An 18084-nucleotide genomic window follows, 5' to 3' on the forward strand; every position below is an offset into this window, starting at 1 on the left:
CCTTTCTGCGCCCTTGACGCCCGCATCGATCGCTAAGGGCTCTCGACTTCAATCGAAATCTGATCGACAGTGAGCCTGCACTGTGCAGGCAGTAACACCGCTCGTGTCTTCATCGCGATGCTCAACATCGCAGATTCTATCGACCTGGGACGACCAAACATCGCATACGGCAACACGCCCCGTCCCAGGCAAACGATCCGGATAGGTGCAAAACACATCACCGTGAGCCAACACGTCCATGATCTGTTTGACGCCCTGCATGCTGGCCATGATTCAGCACTCCAGTACTGCATCCTCACTGGAGTTTCAGGACGTCAGAAGGATCTGAATCCGCTGTACGAACGCTTTTGGCAACTGCCTCCCGCTCGCTCCGCAGGATAGCTGATCAACCCACGCACATCTTGCGCCGAGCGACACGCGTAGGACACGACCGACGTCATCCTGGCGCCGGCCGTTTGAGAGGGTGGATGTATCGGAATATCGAGCTATTCCCAGAAGTTCGCTAGGGAGCAGTCCGGGTAGCAAACACGGTTCGCATTAGCGGCGTCGCGACATAGCCTCTCGAAGCTGATCGCGGGCTTCTTCGTCCTCGTCAATCAAACGGCGCAGCGCGTGGTAGACATAAGCGCGGCAAAGACCTGGCCAAGCTACGAGCACATACACGCCGCCGATGACAAGCCATTCTATAGCTATCGGACGCGACAGCCCCAGCTGACCACCGATTGCTAGAACCAGCAGCACCAAAGCCAAGACCCAGCGGAACCAGTGCCAGAAGCGCAGGCCCCAGTCGACATTCATGACATGCTTGAGTTCATTTTCAGTGAGCCTCATTACAAATCTCCCTATTAGTAATGGCCGACCGTTCCTCGGCGCATGGCGACCATGCGCAGGTGGGAGAACAAGACTAGCCCGAGAATAAAGTAGCCAAGAGACGCCAGCGTTGTAATCGCCACCATCGACCAGCTCCAAGCGCCAGGATCGATGATCATACCTTTGGCAATGCCGAGAGGCCCGACAAACGGCAAGAGCAATGCGGCGGGCGATTGATTAACCCAGGATGCGACGCCGTCAGCCATCATCACCGGCATTAGGCCGAAAGTCATCAGCAGCACGATCGACCTGGTCTTCTTGAAAACCAGCGCGAATCCAGCCATCAACAACCCGCCGCCAGCAGCTGTCAACATGGCCAAAGACAGCAGTGCGGGTGGCGCAACGGCAAGCTCCGCGTTAGTGGTGCGCCCTGCTACAACCACGATAAGGGCTACGATCGCGCTAGTAACCAACAGGCCCGCAGCCATCCTCAGAAGTAGGATCGGCGATCGAGTCGACAGTGCGAATGCCTGGAAGGAGGTCGCCAGTTGCAACACCTTCCAGAGGCAGCACCCCATTGACCGAAGCCATCATCGGATCGGGCAAGAGCGACTTCTTAAGATTATCCTTTTCCATAGCTGCGAAGTGCAGCGTGCTTAGCGCTATTTAACTCATCCTATGAGGTCAAGCGATAGCCCACTTCTTCGATCTCTCCCCAAGGCCTGCGAAATGGTTTTATAAGCACCGAGGCGATCAGGCGTGCTCGAGGCTGGCCCGCAACCGCTCGCTGCATATCTGCACTGCGCAGTACATCAAGCGGCCTGACGATTCGCACGGCGCTCCACAGCTTCGCAAGGGCGCGTCAGCGCCCGCCAAGCATCGACTACTACTAGGCCGAAGGCAGATCGACGACACTTGGCTTGGACTTTCTGCAGGGTGCCGAGTCCATTCTCGCGTCAAGCGTCAGCTCCGCGCTGCTGTCCGACGACCCCATGCACGCCAGGCGATCGCGACGATGGCGACAGCAGCCACAGCGGCCTGAGCAGCGTCACGGCGACGCTGGCGTCGAGCAGGCCTTGCCAGCCGCCGCGTAGCGCCTGGCCGATAGAGCGCACCAGCGGTTCGACCTGTTGGTGTTCTCGCCGTGGATCCCGGACCGCTACGGCCGCATCGCCATCGTCAGCGCAGTCGGTCCAGAGGTCATGAAGTGATCCAGCAGAACGCGGTGCGATTTGGGCAGCAGCGCTGTGCGCCGCACGAGACGGAAACCGGCGTCGCGTCGATCATTTCGATCTGCTCGGCTGGCTGCGTGTCCCCGGCAGCACCGAATCGGCAGTGCCGGCATCGGACTGAGCCGCCGCCCGCCTATCGTCTTGCGGAAATGCCGCCATCGCCTCCCGGATGTGGGAGGGAATCACGCAGTCGGCACCGGTGCGCAGTGGCGCTCCGTTCAACGGTTCGATCACCGCGCCCTCGGTCTCCTTGGACGTGCCGAAGCACTTCACCGCCAGGAACACCGTCCGGCCTTCGCGGTCGACCCACTGCTGACCAAGGTAGTTGCCCTGCGCGGTTTCGAAGCCACGGCTGAGCAGCTCGGTCACCGGTCCTTCGTCGGGCAGGGCGCGCAGCATCAGGCTGCTGCCCACCGTCACGTCCATCCAGCTGGCGATGATCGCACCGTCCATCCCGTGCAGCGACACCTGCTGCCGGTTCAGCACATCCTTGTCCACATAGTGCGAACTCCACAGGCGGTCGTCGCCCCAGGCGGTGATCGCGTTGTAACGAGGCGGCAGGCGTTCGCGCCCGTCTGCATCCATGAACCCGTAATAGCCGTCGCGCTGGAACACCACGCCGCCGGGCAACAGCGCTTCGGCGTCTGCAAACGGCTGGCCAACGAAGCGCTCGCGCTTCACGTCGTAAAGCCGCAATTCGCCTTCGATCGTGCGTACCGCCAGCAGCGCGCCATCGCGGCTGACGGTGTCGATCGCACTGCCCTCCGGCAGCAGGTGCGGGCGCAGGGCGGCGTCCAGCCACAGCCGTGGTTGGGTTTCGTCGACCAGGGTGCCCACGAAGCCGGGCGACTCGACGGTCAGCCGGATGAGCGCCGGAGTATCGACCAAACGTTTTCCGCTACAGTCGACCAGCGTCTCCCGTCCGTCCGCGGCGATCGCCACCCGCAGGCCAGGGCGTGCGTCGACTTCGCGCCACGCGTGCGCCTCGAACCGGCCACCCAGGCGCCCTTCGGCATCGCCGAGCCGGTCGCCGCCACGCTCCATCGAAAACCGCCAGACGCCTGGACAGACTTCGCGGCCCGCGCTGGCGCCGGGGACGGGCACGAAGCGGCCGTCGGCCTGCATCAGGCCACCAACGGCCGTTTCCGGCTTCAGTACCAGCTGGTCCTCGGTTTCATGCCCGGCCCGGTATGCCGTCATCCAGCGCGGCCAGGACGCCTCGTCGGCATCGGCCTGGCTGCGCGCGCGCGGCAGGAACTGGCCGGCAACGAAAACCTGGTCGCGCTCGCCGTCCAGTTGGCCATTCGCATCGAGACGACGCCAGGCATTGCCCTGCCGCGCCAGCCAGCGGCCGTCCTGCAATGGCAGCAGATCGTCGACCCAAGCCGTCCACAGCGTGGTGCCGGCTTCGTCGCGCAATGCGCACGGCGCCTGTACCGACAAATCGCAAATCAGGTATTGCGCACGGCCGGCGAACGGGCCGGCGGCACGCAGCTCATGGTCTCCCAGTTGCAGGCGCAGCTGTCCGTGCTGGTCGAAGATGCGCTCGCCGGCCTCGCGTGACCGCCAGCTGTAACGCTGCGGATGGGCGGTGATGGTCCATTCGCCGCCCCGCTCGGGCTGCCAGTCAAGGAACATGCTGCCGTCGGCGCGCAGCAGGCCAGTCCCCTCCTGCGACCAGGCACTGAACAGGGAACCGCGAACGGGATCGTCCGGGTGCCGCGCCAAAGCCGACGAGCGGAGTTCGACATAGGGCCCGCGCGAGGACACGCGCCCGACATCATCGAACCACACGCTGGTCTTCGACTGGAAGTCCACGGCGACCCAGCGCCCCGGCGCCAGCCGCTGCGGGCGGCCGGGCCCGCTTTGGACCAGCCGTCCACGAGCATCGGCAACCACGGCGGTATCGAAGCCGCTGGCCTGCAGCGGGAAGGTCACCGTTTCGCTGGCCCAGGCGGGGGCCGCGCCCAGCATCCCCGCCAGCAGCACCGGCAGACAGCGCCTGTCGGGCAGGAGGCATGTGATGCGTGTGGGATTCGCCCGCTGGGGGGCATCCCTGTTCGTTTCGTGCTTCGTCATCCCGATGGCGTGGGATCAGTGGGGGCGCAATGGTAGCGGGTGTGGAGGCGGCCTCGCACGCCAAGTCGGCGGATCGGCGCGACCTTGCGCAGCAGTCGATATCGCGTGTGGCCATCCGCGCCATCGCCAGCGCTACACGACCGCAGACGCCACATGCTTGGCGTCGGGAACTTTGCGCTGCCTCGACTCGATGACCGTGTGTCGCCCCATGGACCGCATTCGCCGGGACCGCGCCGCGTGCCGACGCGGGCACTCCAGGCGCTGTCACGGCGCAGCCGCCGCGGTCGACTGACGTCGAGCCTTGGCGGGTCGACGTCACTTTGCGCTCAGCTTTGCAAGGCGTCGCGTCGACGCCTCACATCAGTCTCAGCTCCGCGCTGCTGTCCGGCGACGACGCCACGCACGCCAAGCAATCGCGACGATGGCGACAAACAGCCACAGCGGCCAGAGCAGCGCCACCACGACGCCGGCGTCGAGCAGGCCCTGCCAGCCGCCGCGCAGCGCTTGGCCGATCCGCACGAAGAAGCCGGGGCGTTGCTGGGCGAACACGGCCTCGGGGTCGACGCGTTCGCTGTGCCGGACCTGCGAAGGCTGATAGAGCGACAGGTCGATCGTCGCGAACGCGATCCGGTCCTCGACTTCGCGTTGCGTCACGCGGGCCTCGTCGCGAGCCGCAAGCGCGCGTTCGCGGGCGGCGAACGCGTCGCCTTTGCGGTCCAGCCGGTCGCCGGTCTGCACTGCCTGGGCCAGCGATTGCTGCAGCTCCTGGCTGCGGGCGTACGCCAGTTGCTGGCGCAGCAGGTCGAACTGCACATCGCGCGCATCGAAGTCGCGGCTGTCCAGGAAGGCCATCTGCTTGGCGAGCTCTCGCAGAAACGTCTGCGCGCGCTCGCTGGGCACACGCACGGTCAGCTCACCTGCGGTGGTGTACTCGACCAGCTCCAGCAGCTTGCCGTCGCCGATGCGGTGCCGCTGCACGCCCTGGGTCTCGGACCGGATCCGGTTGGCGACCACGAAGCCGCCTTGCGCAGCGGCGAGATCCTCGATTGCGAGCGCCGAGCGGTAGACGTCGTCGACCGCGAACCGCGCCTGGGCGGTGCGGACGAAGCGGCGCGCGGGATCGGTCTGCGCCAGCGCGCCGGAAGCCATCTGCACGGCGGCATCGACCCCCGCCTCGGGCGCAACAGGCCCGGCGCCCGCTGCCGGGGACGACATCGCATCGGCTTGCAGCGCCTCGGCCGGTGGCGGAGGCGGGGCGTCAGCCGCGAACTCGGTGGCGGTCTCAGCCGACTGCTGCGCGCAGGCGGCCAGCAGCACGCAGAGCAGGCCGGTCGACAGCAGCCGGCGATGACGGAAGACAAGCATGGAGGTCTCCAGAAGGGGCGGGGTGCAGAGTCAACGCGCGAGGCCGAGCATCGGGGCTGACCGTGCGACGCACAAGCAGGCCTCGCCCCCTGCCATCGGTCACCCCTGTGCTTTAACGCGAAGCCAACATCTTTCAATCGCCGCCCCGCTAGCGTCATGCGCGACACATCCGTCACCTGGGGATCTTAGATGCGCCACCTGTTGCTCGCGACCGCGGTCGCGATGGGCCTTGCCGCCTGCGGCGACCGTCCGCCCACCGATACCACCGCCGCCACGCCGGCCGCCCCCCCCGCCAAGCCGATGGCGCTGGACGATGTGGAACTGATTCCGCGCGATGCGCTGTTCGGCAATCCCGAGCGCGCCGGCGTGCAGCTCAGCCCTGACGGCCGGTACCTGAGCTGGCTCGCGCCGGTGGACGGCACGATGAACGTCTGGGTGGCGCCGACCGACGATCCGGGCGCGGCGAAGGCGGTCACCCAGGATGCGGCGCGTGGGATCCGCAATTACTTCTGGTCCTATCAGCCGGGCACGTTGCTGTACCTGCGCGATACCGGTGGCGACGAGGACTTCCATCTATTTGCCGTCGACATCGACAGCGGGCGCAGCCGCGACCTCACGCCGTTCCCCAAGACCACCGCGCAGGTGGTCGGCATCAGCCATCGCCATCCCGATGCATTGCTGGTGGGCATGAATGATCGCGACCCGCAATGGCACGACCTGTACCGCGTCGACCTGGGCAGCGGCGCGCGCACGCTCGTAGAGCGCAACGACGACCGCATCGGCGGCTACCTGGCCGATGCCGATTACACGCTGCGCTATGCCTCGCGCTCGCGCCCGGACGGCGGTATGGACCTGCTGCGCCGCGACGGCGACGGCTGGGCGACGATCGAGGACGTGCCCTTCGAGGACGTGCTCGGCACCGGGCCGGCCGGGCTGACCGACGACGGCGCGACCTTGTACATGCGCGATTCGCGCGAGCGCGACACCGCCGCGCTGTTCGCGGTCGACACCGCCAGCGGCGAGAAGCGGCTGGTGCACGAGGATGTACGCGCGGACGTCGGCGACGCCCTGTCCGACCCGCGCACCGGTGTCGTGCAGGCGGTCTCGGCGAACTACCTGCGCGAGGCCTGGACGGCGGTCGACGACCGCATCCGCGCCGATCTCGAAACGCTCGAAGCGATCGGCCCGGGCGAGGTCTCGATCAACAGCCGCACACTCGACGACCGCCACTGGCTGGTCGCCTACTCGGCCGCCGAATCGCCGGTCGTCTACTACCGCTACGACCGCCCGGCCGAGGGCGGCGCCGGCACGCTGACCCAGCTGTTCTCCGGACGCCCGGCACTCGAGGGCAAGCCGCTGGTGCCGATGTGGCCGCTGGAACTCAAGTCCCGCGACGGGCTGACGCTGGTCAGCTACCTCACCCTGCCCAAGCACGCCGACGCCGACAACGACGGCAAGGCCGACGCGCCGGTGCCGCTGGTGCTGCGCGTGCATGGCGGGCCCTGGTCGCGCGATGGCTACGGCTTCAAGCCGACAGACCAGTGGCTGGCCAACCGCGGCTACGCAGTGTTGAGCGTCAACTTCCGCGGCTCGACCGGCTTCGGCAAGCAGTTCACCAATGCCGGCAACGGCGAGTGGGCGGCCAAGATGCATGACGACCTGATCGACGCCGTGCAATGGGCGGTCGACAGCGGCGTGACCACTGCCGACAAGGTCGCGATCATGGGTGGCAGCTATGGTGGCTACGCGACGTTGGTCGGGCTGACGTTTACGCCCGACACCTTCGCCTGCGGCGTCGACATCGTGGGCCCGTCGAACCTCAATACCTTGCTGTCGACGGTACCGCCGTACTGGGCGAGCTTCTTCGAGCAGCTCGCCCGACGCATGGGCGACCCGCGCACCGAAGCGGGCAAGACCTGGCTGACCGAGCGCTCGCCGCTGACCCGCGCCGATGCGATCACCAAGCCGCTGCTGATCGGCCAGGGCGCTAACGATCCGCGGGTCAAGCAGGCCGAGAGCGACCAGATCGTCGAGGCGATGACCGCCAAGTCGATCCCGGTCACCTATGTGCTGTTCCCCGACGAAGGCCACGGCTTCGCGCGGCCGGAGAACAGCACCGCGTTCAACGCGGTCACCGAGGGCTTCCTGCAAACGTGCCTGGGCGGACGGGCGCAGCCGATCGGCGACGACTTCGCAGGCTCGAGCATCACCGTACCCACCGGCGCCGACCGCGTGCCGGGACTGGCCGAGGCGCTGAAGACGCATACCCAGGACGTGCGCAAGTAACGCCGGCCGGGATGGCCCGCCGCCGTGTGTGCGGCGGCGGGCCGAGTCGCGGGATGTGCGCAGCGCATCCCGATCCGGCGCGCCGCACACGATGCCTTCGACGTGCCGGCCGCCGTCTGCTGTGCGATCAGCGCCGCTTGCCGCGCGCCGCGCTTGGCAGGGTCTGTCGCAAGGTCTCGAGGCCGTCCCACGGATGCGTGCCGAGCCGCTTGAGGCGGGCCGGTGTATTGCGCAGCGTCCACTGGTTGCCGGCCTTGACCCGACCCAGTTCCTCCCAACGCAGCGGCATCGCGACCGGGGCACCGGCCCGCGCGCGCAACGAGAACGAGGCCACCGCGGTCGCGCCGCGGCCATTGCGCAGGTAGTCGACGAAGATTCGCTCCTTGCGGAACTTCTTGGTCGCCGTGGCGACGTAGGTCAAGGGCTCGAGCTGCGCCAGGCTCTGCGCGAACGCCTGCGCGAAGGGCTTGACCACCGACCACGCGCAGCCTGGATTGAGCGGCACCACCACGTGCAGGCCCTTGCCGCCGGAGGTGCGCACGAACGATTGGAGGCCCACCTGCTGCAGCAATCCGCGGATCTGGCGTGCGGCCGCAACGATGTCGCGCCAGGCGATGCCCTCGCCGGGGTCGAGGTCGAAGACGATCCGATCGGCGATGTCGGGCGCCTTGGCATGCGCGCCCCAGGGATGGAACTCCAGCGCGTTGAACTGCACCAGTTCCAAGGCGGCAGCCGCGTCGTTGACGACGAGGTAGTCGCCGGCGCCGCCCGATTCCTCCTTCAGCCGCACCGTATCCACCAGTTGCATGCCGGCAGTGTGGTGCTTCTGGAAGAAACAGGCGCTGTCGATGCCGCCCGGGCAGCGGATCACCGACAGCGGCCGCCCGGCGATCTCGGGCAGCAACCAGTCCATGACCTTTTCGTAGTAGGCAGCGACATCGCCCTTGGTCAGGGTGTCGCCGGGAAACAGTACCTTGTCCGGGCTCGACAGCGTCGGCGGCGCGCGCCCATCGGCGGGCGCCCTGCCGGTTGTCGCCTGCTTCGCGGCTGTGCCCGCACCCGTGGCGGCGCGCTTGCGAGCAGGCGTCTTGCTGCGGGTCTGCGTTGCCATCTCGTCGTCTCCTTCGGGGGCGCCGCGGTCGCTGTCGTACAGGTCCTCGATCGACTTGTCCGGCCGCACCGCCTTGAGCGAGGGCTGGCGCAGCAGGCCATGACCGCCGGTGCCGCGCGAGAACACCTCGACCACGAAGCGCGGCGCGAACCAGCGCGCGGCGCGCAGGTCGGTGTCGTTGGGCGGCACGTGGACCGTCGGGGCATCGCGCCCGGCCTTGCCGATGCGCTCGGCGATCTCGTCGAGCAACACGTCGCTGAAGCCCGAACCCACGCGCCCGGCGTAGCGCCAGCCGTGTTCGGGATCGGGGCGGGCGAGCAGCAGCGAACCGAACCCGCTGCGGCTGCCCTTGGGCGGGGTGTAGCCGACCACTGCGTACTCGTCGCTGGCCAGTTCCTTGGTCTTGCGCCAGTCGTCGCCGCGCCCGGGGCGATAGCCACGATCGCCGCGCTTGGAGATGATCCCCTCGAAGCCGGCCTGCGAGGCCAGCTCGATCGCGGTCGCCGCCTCGCCCTCGATGTGCGAACTCCAGGCCAGGTGCGCGGGCGGCGGATCGCCGAGGATGCGCTGCAGCAGCGCCTTGCGTGCGAACAACGGCGCTTCGCTGACGTCGACCCCATCGACATGCAGCAGGTCGAACAGGACCAGCGCCAACGCACCCTGGCGCTCGCCCGACAACGTCTGCTGCAGCAGGTTGAAATCCGCACGCGCGCCGCGCCCGGCGATCAGCTCGCCATCGAACGCAGCCGAACGCAGCCCGAGCTGGGTCATCGCTTCAGTGATCTCGGGCACCTTGTCAGTCCATTCGAGCGCGTTGCGCGACCACAGCCGCACCTTGCCGCGTGCGATCGTGACCAGCAGCCGGTAGCCATCCCATTTGAGCTCGTGCAGCCAGGCCCCCCCGGTCGGCGCGCTCTCGCCGAGCTTCGCCAGTTGCGGCGCGAACGGGCCATCGGGCGCGGCGGCACGGCGGGCGCCGTCGAGCTTGCGTGCGGCCGCCGCCCAGTCGTGCTTGCGGCGCGTGGCGACGGCGACCTCGCGCTCGCCACGCTTGCGCGCCTTGCCGGTGCCGGCGCGCTTGGCATCCTCGGGGGGTGGCGGCACGATGTCGCCGAGGAGGTCGTCGGCATCGAGCTTGCCGGCGTACGCGTCGCGGTCCTTGAACAACAGCCACTGGGGCTGTCTGCCCGGTCGCGCGGTGCGCACCAGGTGCCAGCGGCCCTTGAGCTTGCGGCCGAACAGTTCGAAGCGCAGATGGCCCTTGGCCAGCGCCTCTTCCGGGTCACCATCCGCGACCCAGGCGCCGGTGTCGAACCTGGCCACGTGGCCCCCGCCGTACTGGCCCTTGGGGATGTCGCCTTCGAAGCCGGCGTAGTCCAGCGGATGGTCTTCGACCTGCACCGCCATGCGCTTGACGTCGGGGTCGTAGCTCGGCCCCTTGGGCACCGCCCAACTGCGCAGCGCATCGCCCACCTGCAGGCGGAAGTCGTAGTGGCGGCGGCTGGCATGATGCAGCTGCACGACGAAGATCGCCCGCTTGCCGCGCGGTGCGGCCTTGCCCGGCTCCGGCTCGCGGGTCGTGTCGAACCTGCGCTTGCGGCTGTACTCGGCGAGGGTCATGGCGTCATGAAGCCTTGCGCACGGCCTTCTTCGCGGTCTTCTTGCTGGCCTTGGCGGCGCGCTTCTTGGCCGGCGCCTTCTTCCGAGCCGGGGTCTGCTTGCTCGCGGTCTTCTTGGCCGGCGTGCGCTTGTTGCTCTGCAGGCTCTGCTCGAGCAGCGAGACGAAGTCGACCACATTGGTCGCCGCATCCTCGCGAGGCGCGGGCTCCTCGGTCACGCGCGTGGTCGCGCCCTTGGCCTTGATGCGCTTCTGGATGATCTGGGCCAGCCGCTCGCGGAACTCGTCGTGATAGCCCTCGGGGTCCCAATCGGCCGACATCGACTCGATCAGTTGCGTGGCCATCTGCACTTCCTTGTCGGCGATGCGGTACTTGGACGCATCGCCGGTGGGCAGCTTGTAGTCGTTGGGATCGACCAGCTCCTGCGGATAGCGCAGCAGCATCAACACCAACGCATCGTCCTCGGGCAGCACCGCGCACAGGTACTCGCGCGTGCGGATCACGACCCGGGCGATGCCGATCTTGCCGGTCTTCTTCAGCGTCTCGCGCAGCAGCACGTAGCCCTTTTCGGCCTTCTTGCCCGGCACCAGCACATAGGGCTTCTCGTAGAAGCGCGTGCCGATGCTGCCGGCATCGACGAAGGCCTCGACATCCACCGACTCGTGCGACTCGGGCGCGGCCGAGGCGATGTCCTCCTTCTCGATGACGACGTAGCTGCCCTTGTCGTACTCGAAGGCCTTGACGATTTCCTTCCACGGCACTTCCTCGCCGGTGTCGGCGTTGACGCGTTCGAAGCGGATCGGCTTCTTGTCGCGCGAATCGAGCATGCGGAAGCTCAGATCGGTGCGGCGCTCGCCTGACATCAGCGACACCGGAATATTGAGCAGGCCGAACGACAGCGAGCCGGACCAGATGGGACGTGCCATGGGATCTCCGATGCGCAGCGCAGCGCGAATGTGCGCGCCCTGCACGGCATGGCGGACGCGGTCGTCGCAGGCTGGCAAAGGCCTCGTGGACCCGGCGTCAACCTCGCTGCCGCGCGGCTTGCGTTCGAGCAAGACACGGCGCGCCGCATCGCGTTGCCGGGGCCGACCCGAAGGGCTGCCGACCCTGCACACCTGAGGCACGCTGCGCCCGGCGCTTTCACGTCCGGTTGCGCCTGCCGGCGCACAGTGACGCGCATGAACCCCGACCACGACATCGACAAGACGCCTGATGAACGCGACCGGGCGCCGAATCCGGCCTCGCCGGAGGACGCGCGCGAGCATCGTGGGCACCGCGAGCGGCACGAAGAGAACACCCACGACGAGGCGCTGGAAGAGACCTTCCCGGCCAGCGATCCGGTCTCGCCGTTCGTGCCGGCACGCGATCCGGAGTGAGGGCGCCCGGGCGCCTGGGGACCGCCGCGCGCAGGCCCGGCGGCCAGCACGTCGGCTGCGGGCCGGCCATTGGGGGCGACCCTACCCGCACGACGCGGCCAGGCCCCTATAATCGCCGGCTGTAATCGTTTACACAGGATCGACGATGCGTCTTGACGACCGGCTGGAAGCGCTGCTCGCCCGTATGACCGTGGAGGAAAAGGTCGGCCAGCTCGGCATCTTCGCCGACATGCTGCGGCCGTTCGCCGCCGACGTGAATCCGGAGATGAACGAGCTCAACGCCGGTGAACTGCGCGAGCGCATCCGGGCCGGTCACGTCGGCGCGGTCTTCAATGGCGTGGGTGCCGCCCAGGGGCGCGAAGCGCAGCGCATCGCGCTGGAGGAAAGCCGGCTCGGTATCCCGCTGCTGATGGGCGCCGACGTGATCCACGGCATGCGCACGGTATTCCCGATTCCGCTGGGCGAAGCGGCGAGCTTCGAGCCTGAACTGGCCCGGCGCACCGCGCGCGCGGCCGCGATCGAGGCCACCGCCTGCGGCCTGCACTGGACCTTCGCGCCCACGCTCGACATCGCCCGCGACCAGCGCTGGGGCCGCGTGGCCGAAGCGGCCGGCGAAGACGTGGTGCTGGCGAACGCCTTCGCGGCCGCGCGGGTGCGCGGCTTCCAGGGCGACGATCTGACTGCCGACGATTCGCTGCTGGCGAGCCCCAAGCACTTCGTCGGCTACGGCGCGGTGATGGGCGGGCTGGACTACAACAGCGTCGAGATCTCCGAAGGCACGCTGCGCGACGTCCATCTGCCGCCGTTCAAGGCTGCGATCGATGCCGGTGCACTGACGGTCATGAGTGCGTTCAACGACATCAACGGCGTGCCGGCCTCGGCCCACGACGGCCTGCTGACCGACCTGCTGCGCGGCGAGTGGAAGTTCGGCGGCTTTGTGGTCTCCGACTACACCGCCGATTTCGAGCTGGTCGCGCACGGCTTCGCTGCCGACGACCGCGAGGCCACCAAGCTGGCGTTCACCGCCGGCGTCGACATGAGCATGCAAAGCGGGCTCTACGCCGCGCACCTGCCGGACCTGGTCGCCAGCGGCGAAGTGTCGATGGCGACGCTCGATGAGGGCGTGCGCCGGGTGTTCGCGGTCAAGCAGGCGATCGGCCTGTTCGACAATCCCTATCGCTCGCTCGATCCCGAGGCCGAGGCTGCGCTCGATCCGCAGGCGCTGCATGGCGCGCTGGCGCGCGAGGCCGCGCAGCGTTCGATCGTGCTGCTCAAGAACGATGGCGACCTGCTGCCGCTGAAGAAGGCCGGACAGAAGATCGCGCTGGTCGGGCCCTACGCGCGCGATCGCGACAATATCGAAGGCTGCTGGACCCTGTTCGGCGACAAGCGACTGCACGTGAACCTCGAGGATGGCCTGCGCGCCGCGCTCGACGACGGCGACGCGCTGACGGTAGTCGACGGCAGCGGCATGGAGGACGCGCTCGACGGCGGCCTCGAGGCCGCAGTGGCCGCCGCGCGCGACGCCGATGTCGTGCTGCTGGCGATCGGCGAGCCGCAGAACTACAGCGGCGAGGCGCAGTCGCGCACGCAGATCGTGATCCCGCCCGCGCAGCAGGCGCTGGCCGAAGCCGTCGCCGCGACCGGCACGCCGGTCGTGGTGCTGCTGCGCCACGGCCGCGCGCTCGCGCTGCACGGCGCGGTGCGCGATGCACAGGCGATCCTGGCGACATGGTTCCTCGGCACCGCGACGGGACCTGCGATCGCCGACGTGCTGTTCGGCGACTACAACCCGTCCGCGCGCCTGCCGGTGAGCTTCCCGCGCGACTCGGGCCAGCAGCCGCTGTACTACAACCGCCAGCGCACCGGCCGCCCCGAGCTGCCGGAGATGAGCGAGTTCAAGAGCCGCTGGCGCGAGATGCCGCACAGCCCGCTGTACCCGTTCGGCCACGGGCTGTCGTACACGCGCTTCGAATACGGCCCGGTGCAGCTGTCGGCCGACACGCTCGACTGGGACGGCACGCTGACCGTCTCGGCCACCTTGCGCAACACCGGCGACCGCGCCGGCGAAGAAGTCGTGCAGGTGTACCTCCACGACCGCGTCGCCAGCCGCGTGCGCCCGATCCGCGAGCTCAAGGCCTTCCGCAAGGTCGCGCTGGCGCCGGGCGAGGAAACCACGGTCACGTTCGAACTGCACCGCGACCAGCTCGCCTTCACCACCCGCAGCGGCGCCTTCGCCGCCGAGCCGGGGCTGTTCGATGTCTGGATCGCGCCCAATTGCGAGGCCGGCGAGGCGGTGCAGTTCACGCTGCGCGGAGCGTAACGCGCGCAGCGGGCGCCCGTGCCCGGATCAAGCAGCCGCTCGCCGCAGGCGTGGCGGCTGCGCTCAACCGTCAGTCCGCGTCGGCTGCGTACTGCTTCTCTTCGATGAAGCCGGCGCCAGCCAAGCGATTGATCGCGTTCTTGAGCTCGACGCGGGCGTGGTTGGTCGTGGCGACCGCGCGCGCGAGGCGGATGAATTCGTCGTCGAAGGTCTGACGGCGCTCGCGCTCGCGCAGGCCGTCCTGGATGTCCCACATCGTCGCGTTGACTGCCTTGAGCTCGGCCTTCAGCGGTGCGAAGCCGGGATCGCCCGCTTCGACGCCGCGCCACGGCGCCATCAGCGCCTCGAGTTCGGTGCGCACGTGCGCAAGTTTGTCGGCATCGTCGAGCCGCTCGGCCTTGATCTCGAGGATGGTGATCTTGTCGGCGAGTTCGCCGACCGATACCGGGGTCATCACTGCGCCCATGTCTGTCTCCTCGTCGCTGGCCAGGCGCTCATTCTAGTCGCGCGCCGGCGCGGCCTGGTGGATGGCCGGGATCGTCCAGCCCTGGACCAGCGCGTACAGGATGCGGCGGTCTTCATCGTCGAGCGCGCCGGTCGCCTGGGCGCGGAAGCGCAGCCGGAACGCGCGCGCGGTCGCGTCGAGATCGTCGGTCGAGTAGCCCAGCGTGCGCAGCGCCTGCAGCGCATCGAAGCCCGGTGGTGCCGGCGGTGTGCCGTCCTGCGGCCACACGCCGTAGCCGTGTTCGGCGAGCCGGCGCCAGGGGAAATGCACGCCCGGGTCGATCTTGCGTGTGGGCGCAAGGTCGGAATGGCCGATGACGTTCTCCGGCGCGATCCGCCAGCGCGTGCGCAGGTCCTCGAGTAGCACCAGCAGGCTCTCAATCAAGGGCTCGGCGAACGGCTCGCGGCCGTTGTTGTCGAGTTCGATGCCGATCGAGGCCGAATTGACGTCGGTGATTGCGCCCCAGCGGCCGGCGCCGGCATGCCAGGCGCGGTCGAGGTCGGACACCAGCTGGTAGCGCTCGCCGTGTTTGCCGATCAGGTAGTGCGCACTGACCCGGCCGCCGCTGTTGGCGGTGCGCAGCGTGTCGAGACTGCGCTCGACCGAGTCCTGCTCGGTGTAGTGCAGCACCACCAGCACCGGCCGGCGCGCATCAGCATTGGCCGACGGTACCCAGGTGGCGAGGGGATTGCGCGGAGGCTGGTGGGCGCAGGCCGACAGCAGCAGCGCGGCGACGAGGAGAGAAAGGAGGCGCATCGCCGCATTGCACCCGTTCGCCGCCGCGGGCGCAACCCGGGCAGCTGCGCAGGGCATCCGAACGCTCAGCGATCGAGCAGCACGCGGACCAGGGTGCCTTCGGGCAGGCGTTCGACGCGCAGCTCGTACCAGCAGCGGTCGCGGGCGAGCCGCACGCACTTCCACGATAGAAAATCGAGCGACCAGGTGAGTGGCGAGGCGCCGCTGCGTTCCAGGAACTGCGCCAGCGGAAACACCGCCTCCTGGCGACGGTCCTCGCGCAGCGACCACGCCGTCCAGTGCAGCAGCCAGTCGTAGTCGGCTTGGGGGACCTCGGGTTGCATCGGGGATGTCTCGCTGTCGATCAGGTGTCGCCTGCATGCGTCGTCATCAGGCATGCGGCGGACGTTCGCGGAAGATGCGCACCTGCTCGATGCCGCCGGGCAACGTGTGCGTCTGGAGTTCGTACCACTCGCCGGTGCGGATCAATCTGTCGCTGGCCCAGGACACGAAGGCGAACGCCCAGTCCTGCTCCGCCATGCCGCTGCGGTGCACGAACACGTCGAGCGGCAGATCCAGCCGCTCGCCTTGTGGGCACGGTTCCCAACCGGGCAGTCCGGCCATCCAGTCGAAGGTGGTACAGGGCGGCATGAGAAAGCACGCCCGCCCGCATCGCCGTGGGCGATGCAGGCGGGCGCCTGGGACCTCTACTGGCGCGCGACCAGGGTCAGGCCCGCGTACGTGCCGGTGAGGCGGATGTAGTACTTGCCTGCCTGCGGCGCGGTGAAGCGGACGGTCTCGGTATTGCTCTTGGCACGCGTTGAGAACGCGTCCCGGTCGGTGGCGGTCGGGACTCGGCCCCGGGCGACATGCATCGACACATCGCCGGTACCGCCGAAGGTCATGAACGTCAGCACCGCGCCGGCGGTCGCCTCGAACGTGTAGAGCGCGTCCTCGGCGCCCGCAGACAGGCCACGCAGCTCGACCTTGTTGGTCAGCGGCACTTCCAGTGGTGCGCAGTCGCTGGTGCACGGCGGCTGCGTGGCGCGATGCAGCAGCTGGGCCGCATCCAGAATGCCCGCCCCCATCGGCGTGTTGGTGGGGATGGCTGCGGGGAACGGCCGCGCGGTGCGGCGCAGCAGGTCGCGCATGTCGCTCCAGTTCAATGGCGTCTCGACGACGCTCTGCACCATGGCCGCGGCTGCGGCGACATGCGGCGAGGCCATCGAGGTGCCGGTGTAGCCGCCCAAGACCCAGTCGCTGGTCGGGCGCGTGGTGCCGGCATTGAGGACCTGGAAGATGTAGCCGTTGGGATCGCCATCGACATCGCCGCCACCGCCCGGTGCCGACAGGTCGACTCGGGGTCCCCAACTGGAATAACTGGCCTTGCCACCGGTGACGCGAGTCGCGCCGACCGAGATGACGCCCGTGCACGAGCTCATGGTGTAGGTGCCGGCATTGGCGTTGGAATTGCCGGCCGCCACGACGATGATCGAACCCTGCGCGTTGATCTTGTCGATGGCGTCCTGGTATAGCGCCGGGCAGGCCTGCGGGCCGGTACTGCCCAGGCTCATGTTGATGATCTCGGCCGGATTGGGGTTGGCGGGCACGCCCTCGACCGGCAGGCCGGCGGCCCACATCATGCCGTCGGCGATGTCGCTGCCGTAGCCACCGCACGAGCCGAGCACGCGCACCGGCACGACCTTGGCACCGTGGGCGAGGCCAGCCAGACCGGCGCCGTTGTTGGTCTGCTGGGCGATCGTGCCGGCGACGTGGCTGCCGTGCCAGGAGCTGTCGCGCGGCGCATTGCCCTGCGCGCCCAGTGCGGTGCAGTAGTTGGCCTCGACCCAATCGCCCACGTCCCAGCCGCCGGCCACGCGGGCATCGGTGTCGCGGCGGGAAATGCGCCGATCGCTGATCATGTCGTAGCCAGGCAGGACATTGACCGCGAGATCGGGATGGTTTTCGACGATGCCGGTGTCGACCACTGCGACCACGACGCCTTCGCCGATGGAGATGTCCCAGGCCTGCTCGGCGCGCACGCCGCCGGTCGGGTCCTTGAAGTTCCACTGGAAGCGCGTGTACTCAGGATCGTTGGGCACGGCGGCCGGCATCACCGTCGGCGCGCGCGCGACATCGGCGCGCTGGTAGAGCCGGTCGACCTCGACCCGGAGCACGCCGGGCTCGGCCGACAGTTCGCGGATGAAGCTCGCACGCTCGGACTCGGTCATCGCGCGCGAGGCCTGCACCACGTGCCAGCCAGGCGCAGCCATGCTGCGCAGCACGCGCGCGGTGGCGGCCGGGCGTGCGGCCGAGGTCGCGGTCGCAGCGACCGCGCTCGACAGGCCGGCGCGGCGGACGCTGGTCGTCAGCGCGCTGCCCAGGGCCGCGCGCCCCTGCGCCGACGCTTGACTGGTCTTGACGACGAACCGCTGGCCCGCCGCCGCAACGGGCTGCTTTTCGCCGGCCAGATCGCGGGTCACGCTACGGTCGAGGCGAGGGCCTGCGGCCTGCGCGCCGCCGGTCAACAGGATGGCGGCGATCGCCGCGCCAAGGGTGGTCTGGATACGCATGGAACGTGTCTCCGTCGAAGAAAGGAATATCGCGAAAGACAGCGGCGTCGGTCGACGCCGCCGCGGT

At 68.5% G+C, this 18084-nt stretch carries 14 protein-coding genes; 3 read left to right on the forward strand and 11 right to left on the reverse strand.

The window, feature by feature from the left end:
• Positions 1-537: 537 nt before the first annotated feature.
• The 4 genes from WAF18_RS00960 to WAF18_RS00975 all read right to left on the reverse strand — a co-directional run bounded on the left by WAF18_RS00960 (position 538) and on the right by WAF18_RS00975 (position 5486).
• Positions 538-831 carry a hypothetical protein gene (locus WAF18_RS00960; RefSeq protein WP_337243451.1) on the reverse strand — a complete coding sequence of 98 codons (294 nt, stop codon included), beginning with the start codon at positions 829-831 and terminating at the stop codon, positions 538-540.
• 14 nt (positions 832-845) lie between these two features.
• Positions 846-1298 carry a hypothetical protein gene (locus WAF18_RS00965; RefSeq protein ID WP_337243452.1) on the reverse strand — a complete coding sequence of 151 codons (453 nt, stop codon included), beginning with the start codon at positions 1296-1298 and terminating at the stop codon, positions 846-848.
• 795 nt (positions 1299-2093) lie between these two features.
• A complete protein-coding gene (locus tag WAF18_RS00970) occupies positions 2094-4031 on the reverse strand; it encodes a hypothetical protein (RefSeq protein ID WP_337243453.1) in 1938 nt (645 codons plus the stop codon).
• Positions 4032-4487: 456 nt separating this feature from the next.
• Positions 4488-5486, reverse strand: a complete 999-nt coding sequence (locus tag WAF18_RS00975) for a DUF4349 domain-containing protein (protein WP_337243454.1) — start codon at positions 5484-5486, stop codon at positions 4488-4490.
• Positions 5487-5675: 189 nt separating this feature from the next.
• Between WAF18_RS00975 and WAF18_RS00980 the strand changes: the two genes are divergently transcribed.
• A complete protein-coding gene (locus WAF18_RS00980; protein ID WP_337243455.1) occupies positions 5676-7772 on the forward strand; it encodes a S9 family peptidase in 2097 nt (698 codons plus the stop codon).
• A 127-nt stretch (positions 7773-7899) separates the two neighbouring features.
• On the opposite strand, the gene ligD is transcribed toward WAF18_RS00980, so the two are convergent.
• Both ligD and WAF18_RS00990 read right to left on the reverse strand, forming a co-directional pair.
• Positions 7900-10503 (reverse strand): DNA ligase D, encoded by a 2604-nt coding sequence (ligD, locus tag WAF18_RS00985; protein WP_337243456.1) that lies wholly within the window; start codon positions 10501-10503, stop codon positions 7900-7902.
• Between the two features lie 4 nt (positions 10504-10507).
• Positions 10508-11428 (reverse strand): Ku protein, encoded by a 921-nt coding sequence (locus tag WAF18_RS00990; RefSeq protein WP_337243457.1) that lies wholly within the window; start codon positions 11426-11428, stop codon positions 10508-10510.
• Positions 11429-11683: 255 nt separating this feature from the next.
• Here WAF18_RS00990 and WAF18_RS00995 point away from each other — a divergent pair, with 255 nt between their 5' ends.
• Both WAF18_RS00995 and WAF18_RS01000 read left to right on the forward strand, forming a co-directional pair.
• Positions 11684-11881: a hypothetical protein gene (locus tag WAF18_RS00995; RefSeq protein ID WP_337243458.1), complete on the forward strand. Its 198-nt coding sequence runs from the start codon at positions 11684-11686 to the stop codon at positions 11879-11881.
• Positions 11882-12026: 145 nt separating this feature from the next.
• Positions 12027-14204, forward strand: a complete 2178-nt coding sequence (locus WAF18_RS01000; protein WP_337243459.1) for a glycoside hydrolase family 3 N-terminal domain-containing protein — start codon at positions 12027-12029, stop codon at positions 14202-14204.
• 70 nt (positions 14205-14274) lie between these two features.
• Here WAF18_RS01000 and WAF18_RS01005 read toward each other — a convergent pair whose 3' ends face one another.
• The 5 genes from WAF18_RS01005 to WAF18_RS01025 form a co-directional block, all read right to left on the reverse strand.
• The gene (locus WAF18_RS01005) at positions 14275-14670 is read right to left on the reverse strand and encodes a DUF6165 family protein (RefSeq protein ID WP_337243460.1); all 396 of its coding nucleotides are present in this window, start codon (positions 14668-14670) and stop codon (positions 14275-14277) included.
• Between the two features lie 33 nt (positions 14671-14703).
• A complete protein-coding gene (locus tag WAF18_RS01010) occupies positions 14704-15465 on the reverse strand; it encodes an N-acetylmuramoyl-L-alanine amidase (protein ID WP_337243461.1) in 762 nt (253 codons plus the stop codon).
• A 65-nt stretch (positions 15466-15530) separates the two neighbouring features.
• A complete protein-coding gene (locus WAF18_RS01015) occupies positions 15531-15788 on the reverse strand; it encodes a hypothetical protein (protein WP_337243462.1) in 258 nt (85 codons plus the stop codon).
• A gap of 46 nt (positions 15789-15834) precedes the next feature.
• On the reverse strand, positions 15835-16095 hold the full coding sequence (locus WAF18_RS01020) for a hypothetical protein (RefSeq protein WP_337243463.1): 261 nt from the start codon (positions 16093-16095) through the stop codon (positions 15835-15837).
• A 56-nt stretch (positions 16096-16151) separates the two neighbouring features.
• Positions 16152-18017 carry a S8 family peptidase gene (locus WAF18_RS01025; RefSeq protein WP_337243464.1) on the reverse strand — a complete coding sequence of 622 codons (1866 nt, stop codon included), beginning with the start codon at positions 18015-18017 and terminating at the stop codon, positions 16152-16154.
• Positions 18018-18084 lie beyond the last annotated feature (67 nt).

This window comes from Luteimonas sp. gir (genome assembly GCF_037198055.1).
GTDB classification, from domain to species: Bacteria; Pseudomonadota; Gammaproteobacteria; order Xanthomonadales; family Xanthomonadaceae; genus Luteimonas; species Luteimonas citri_A.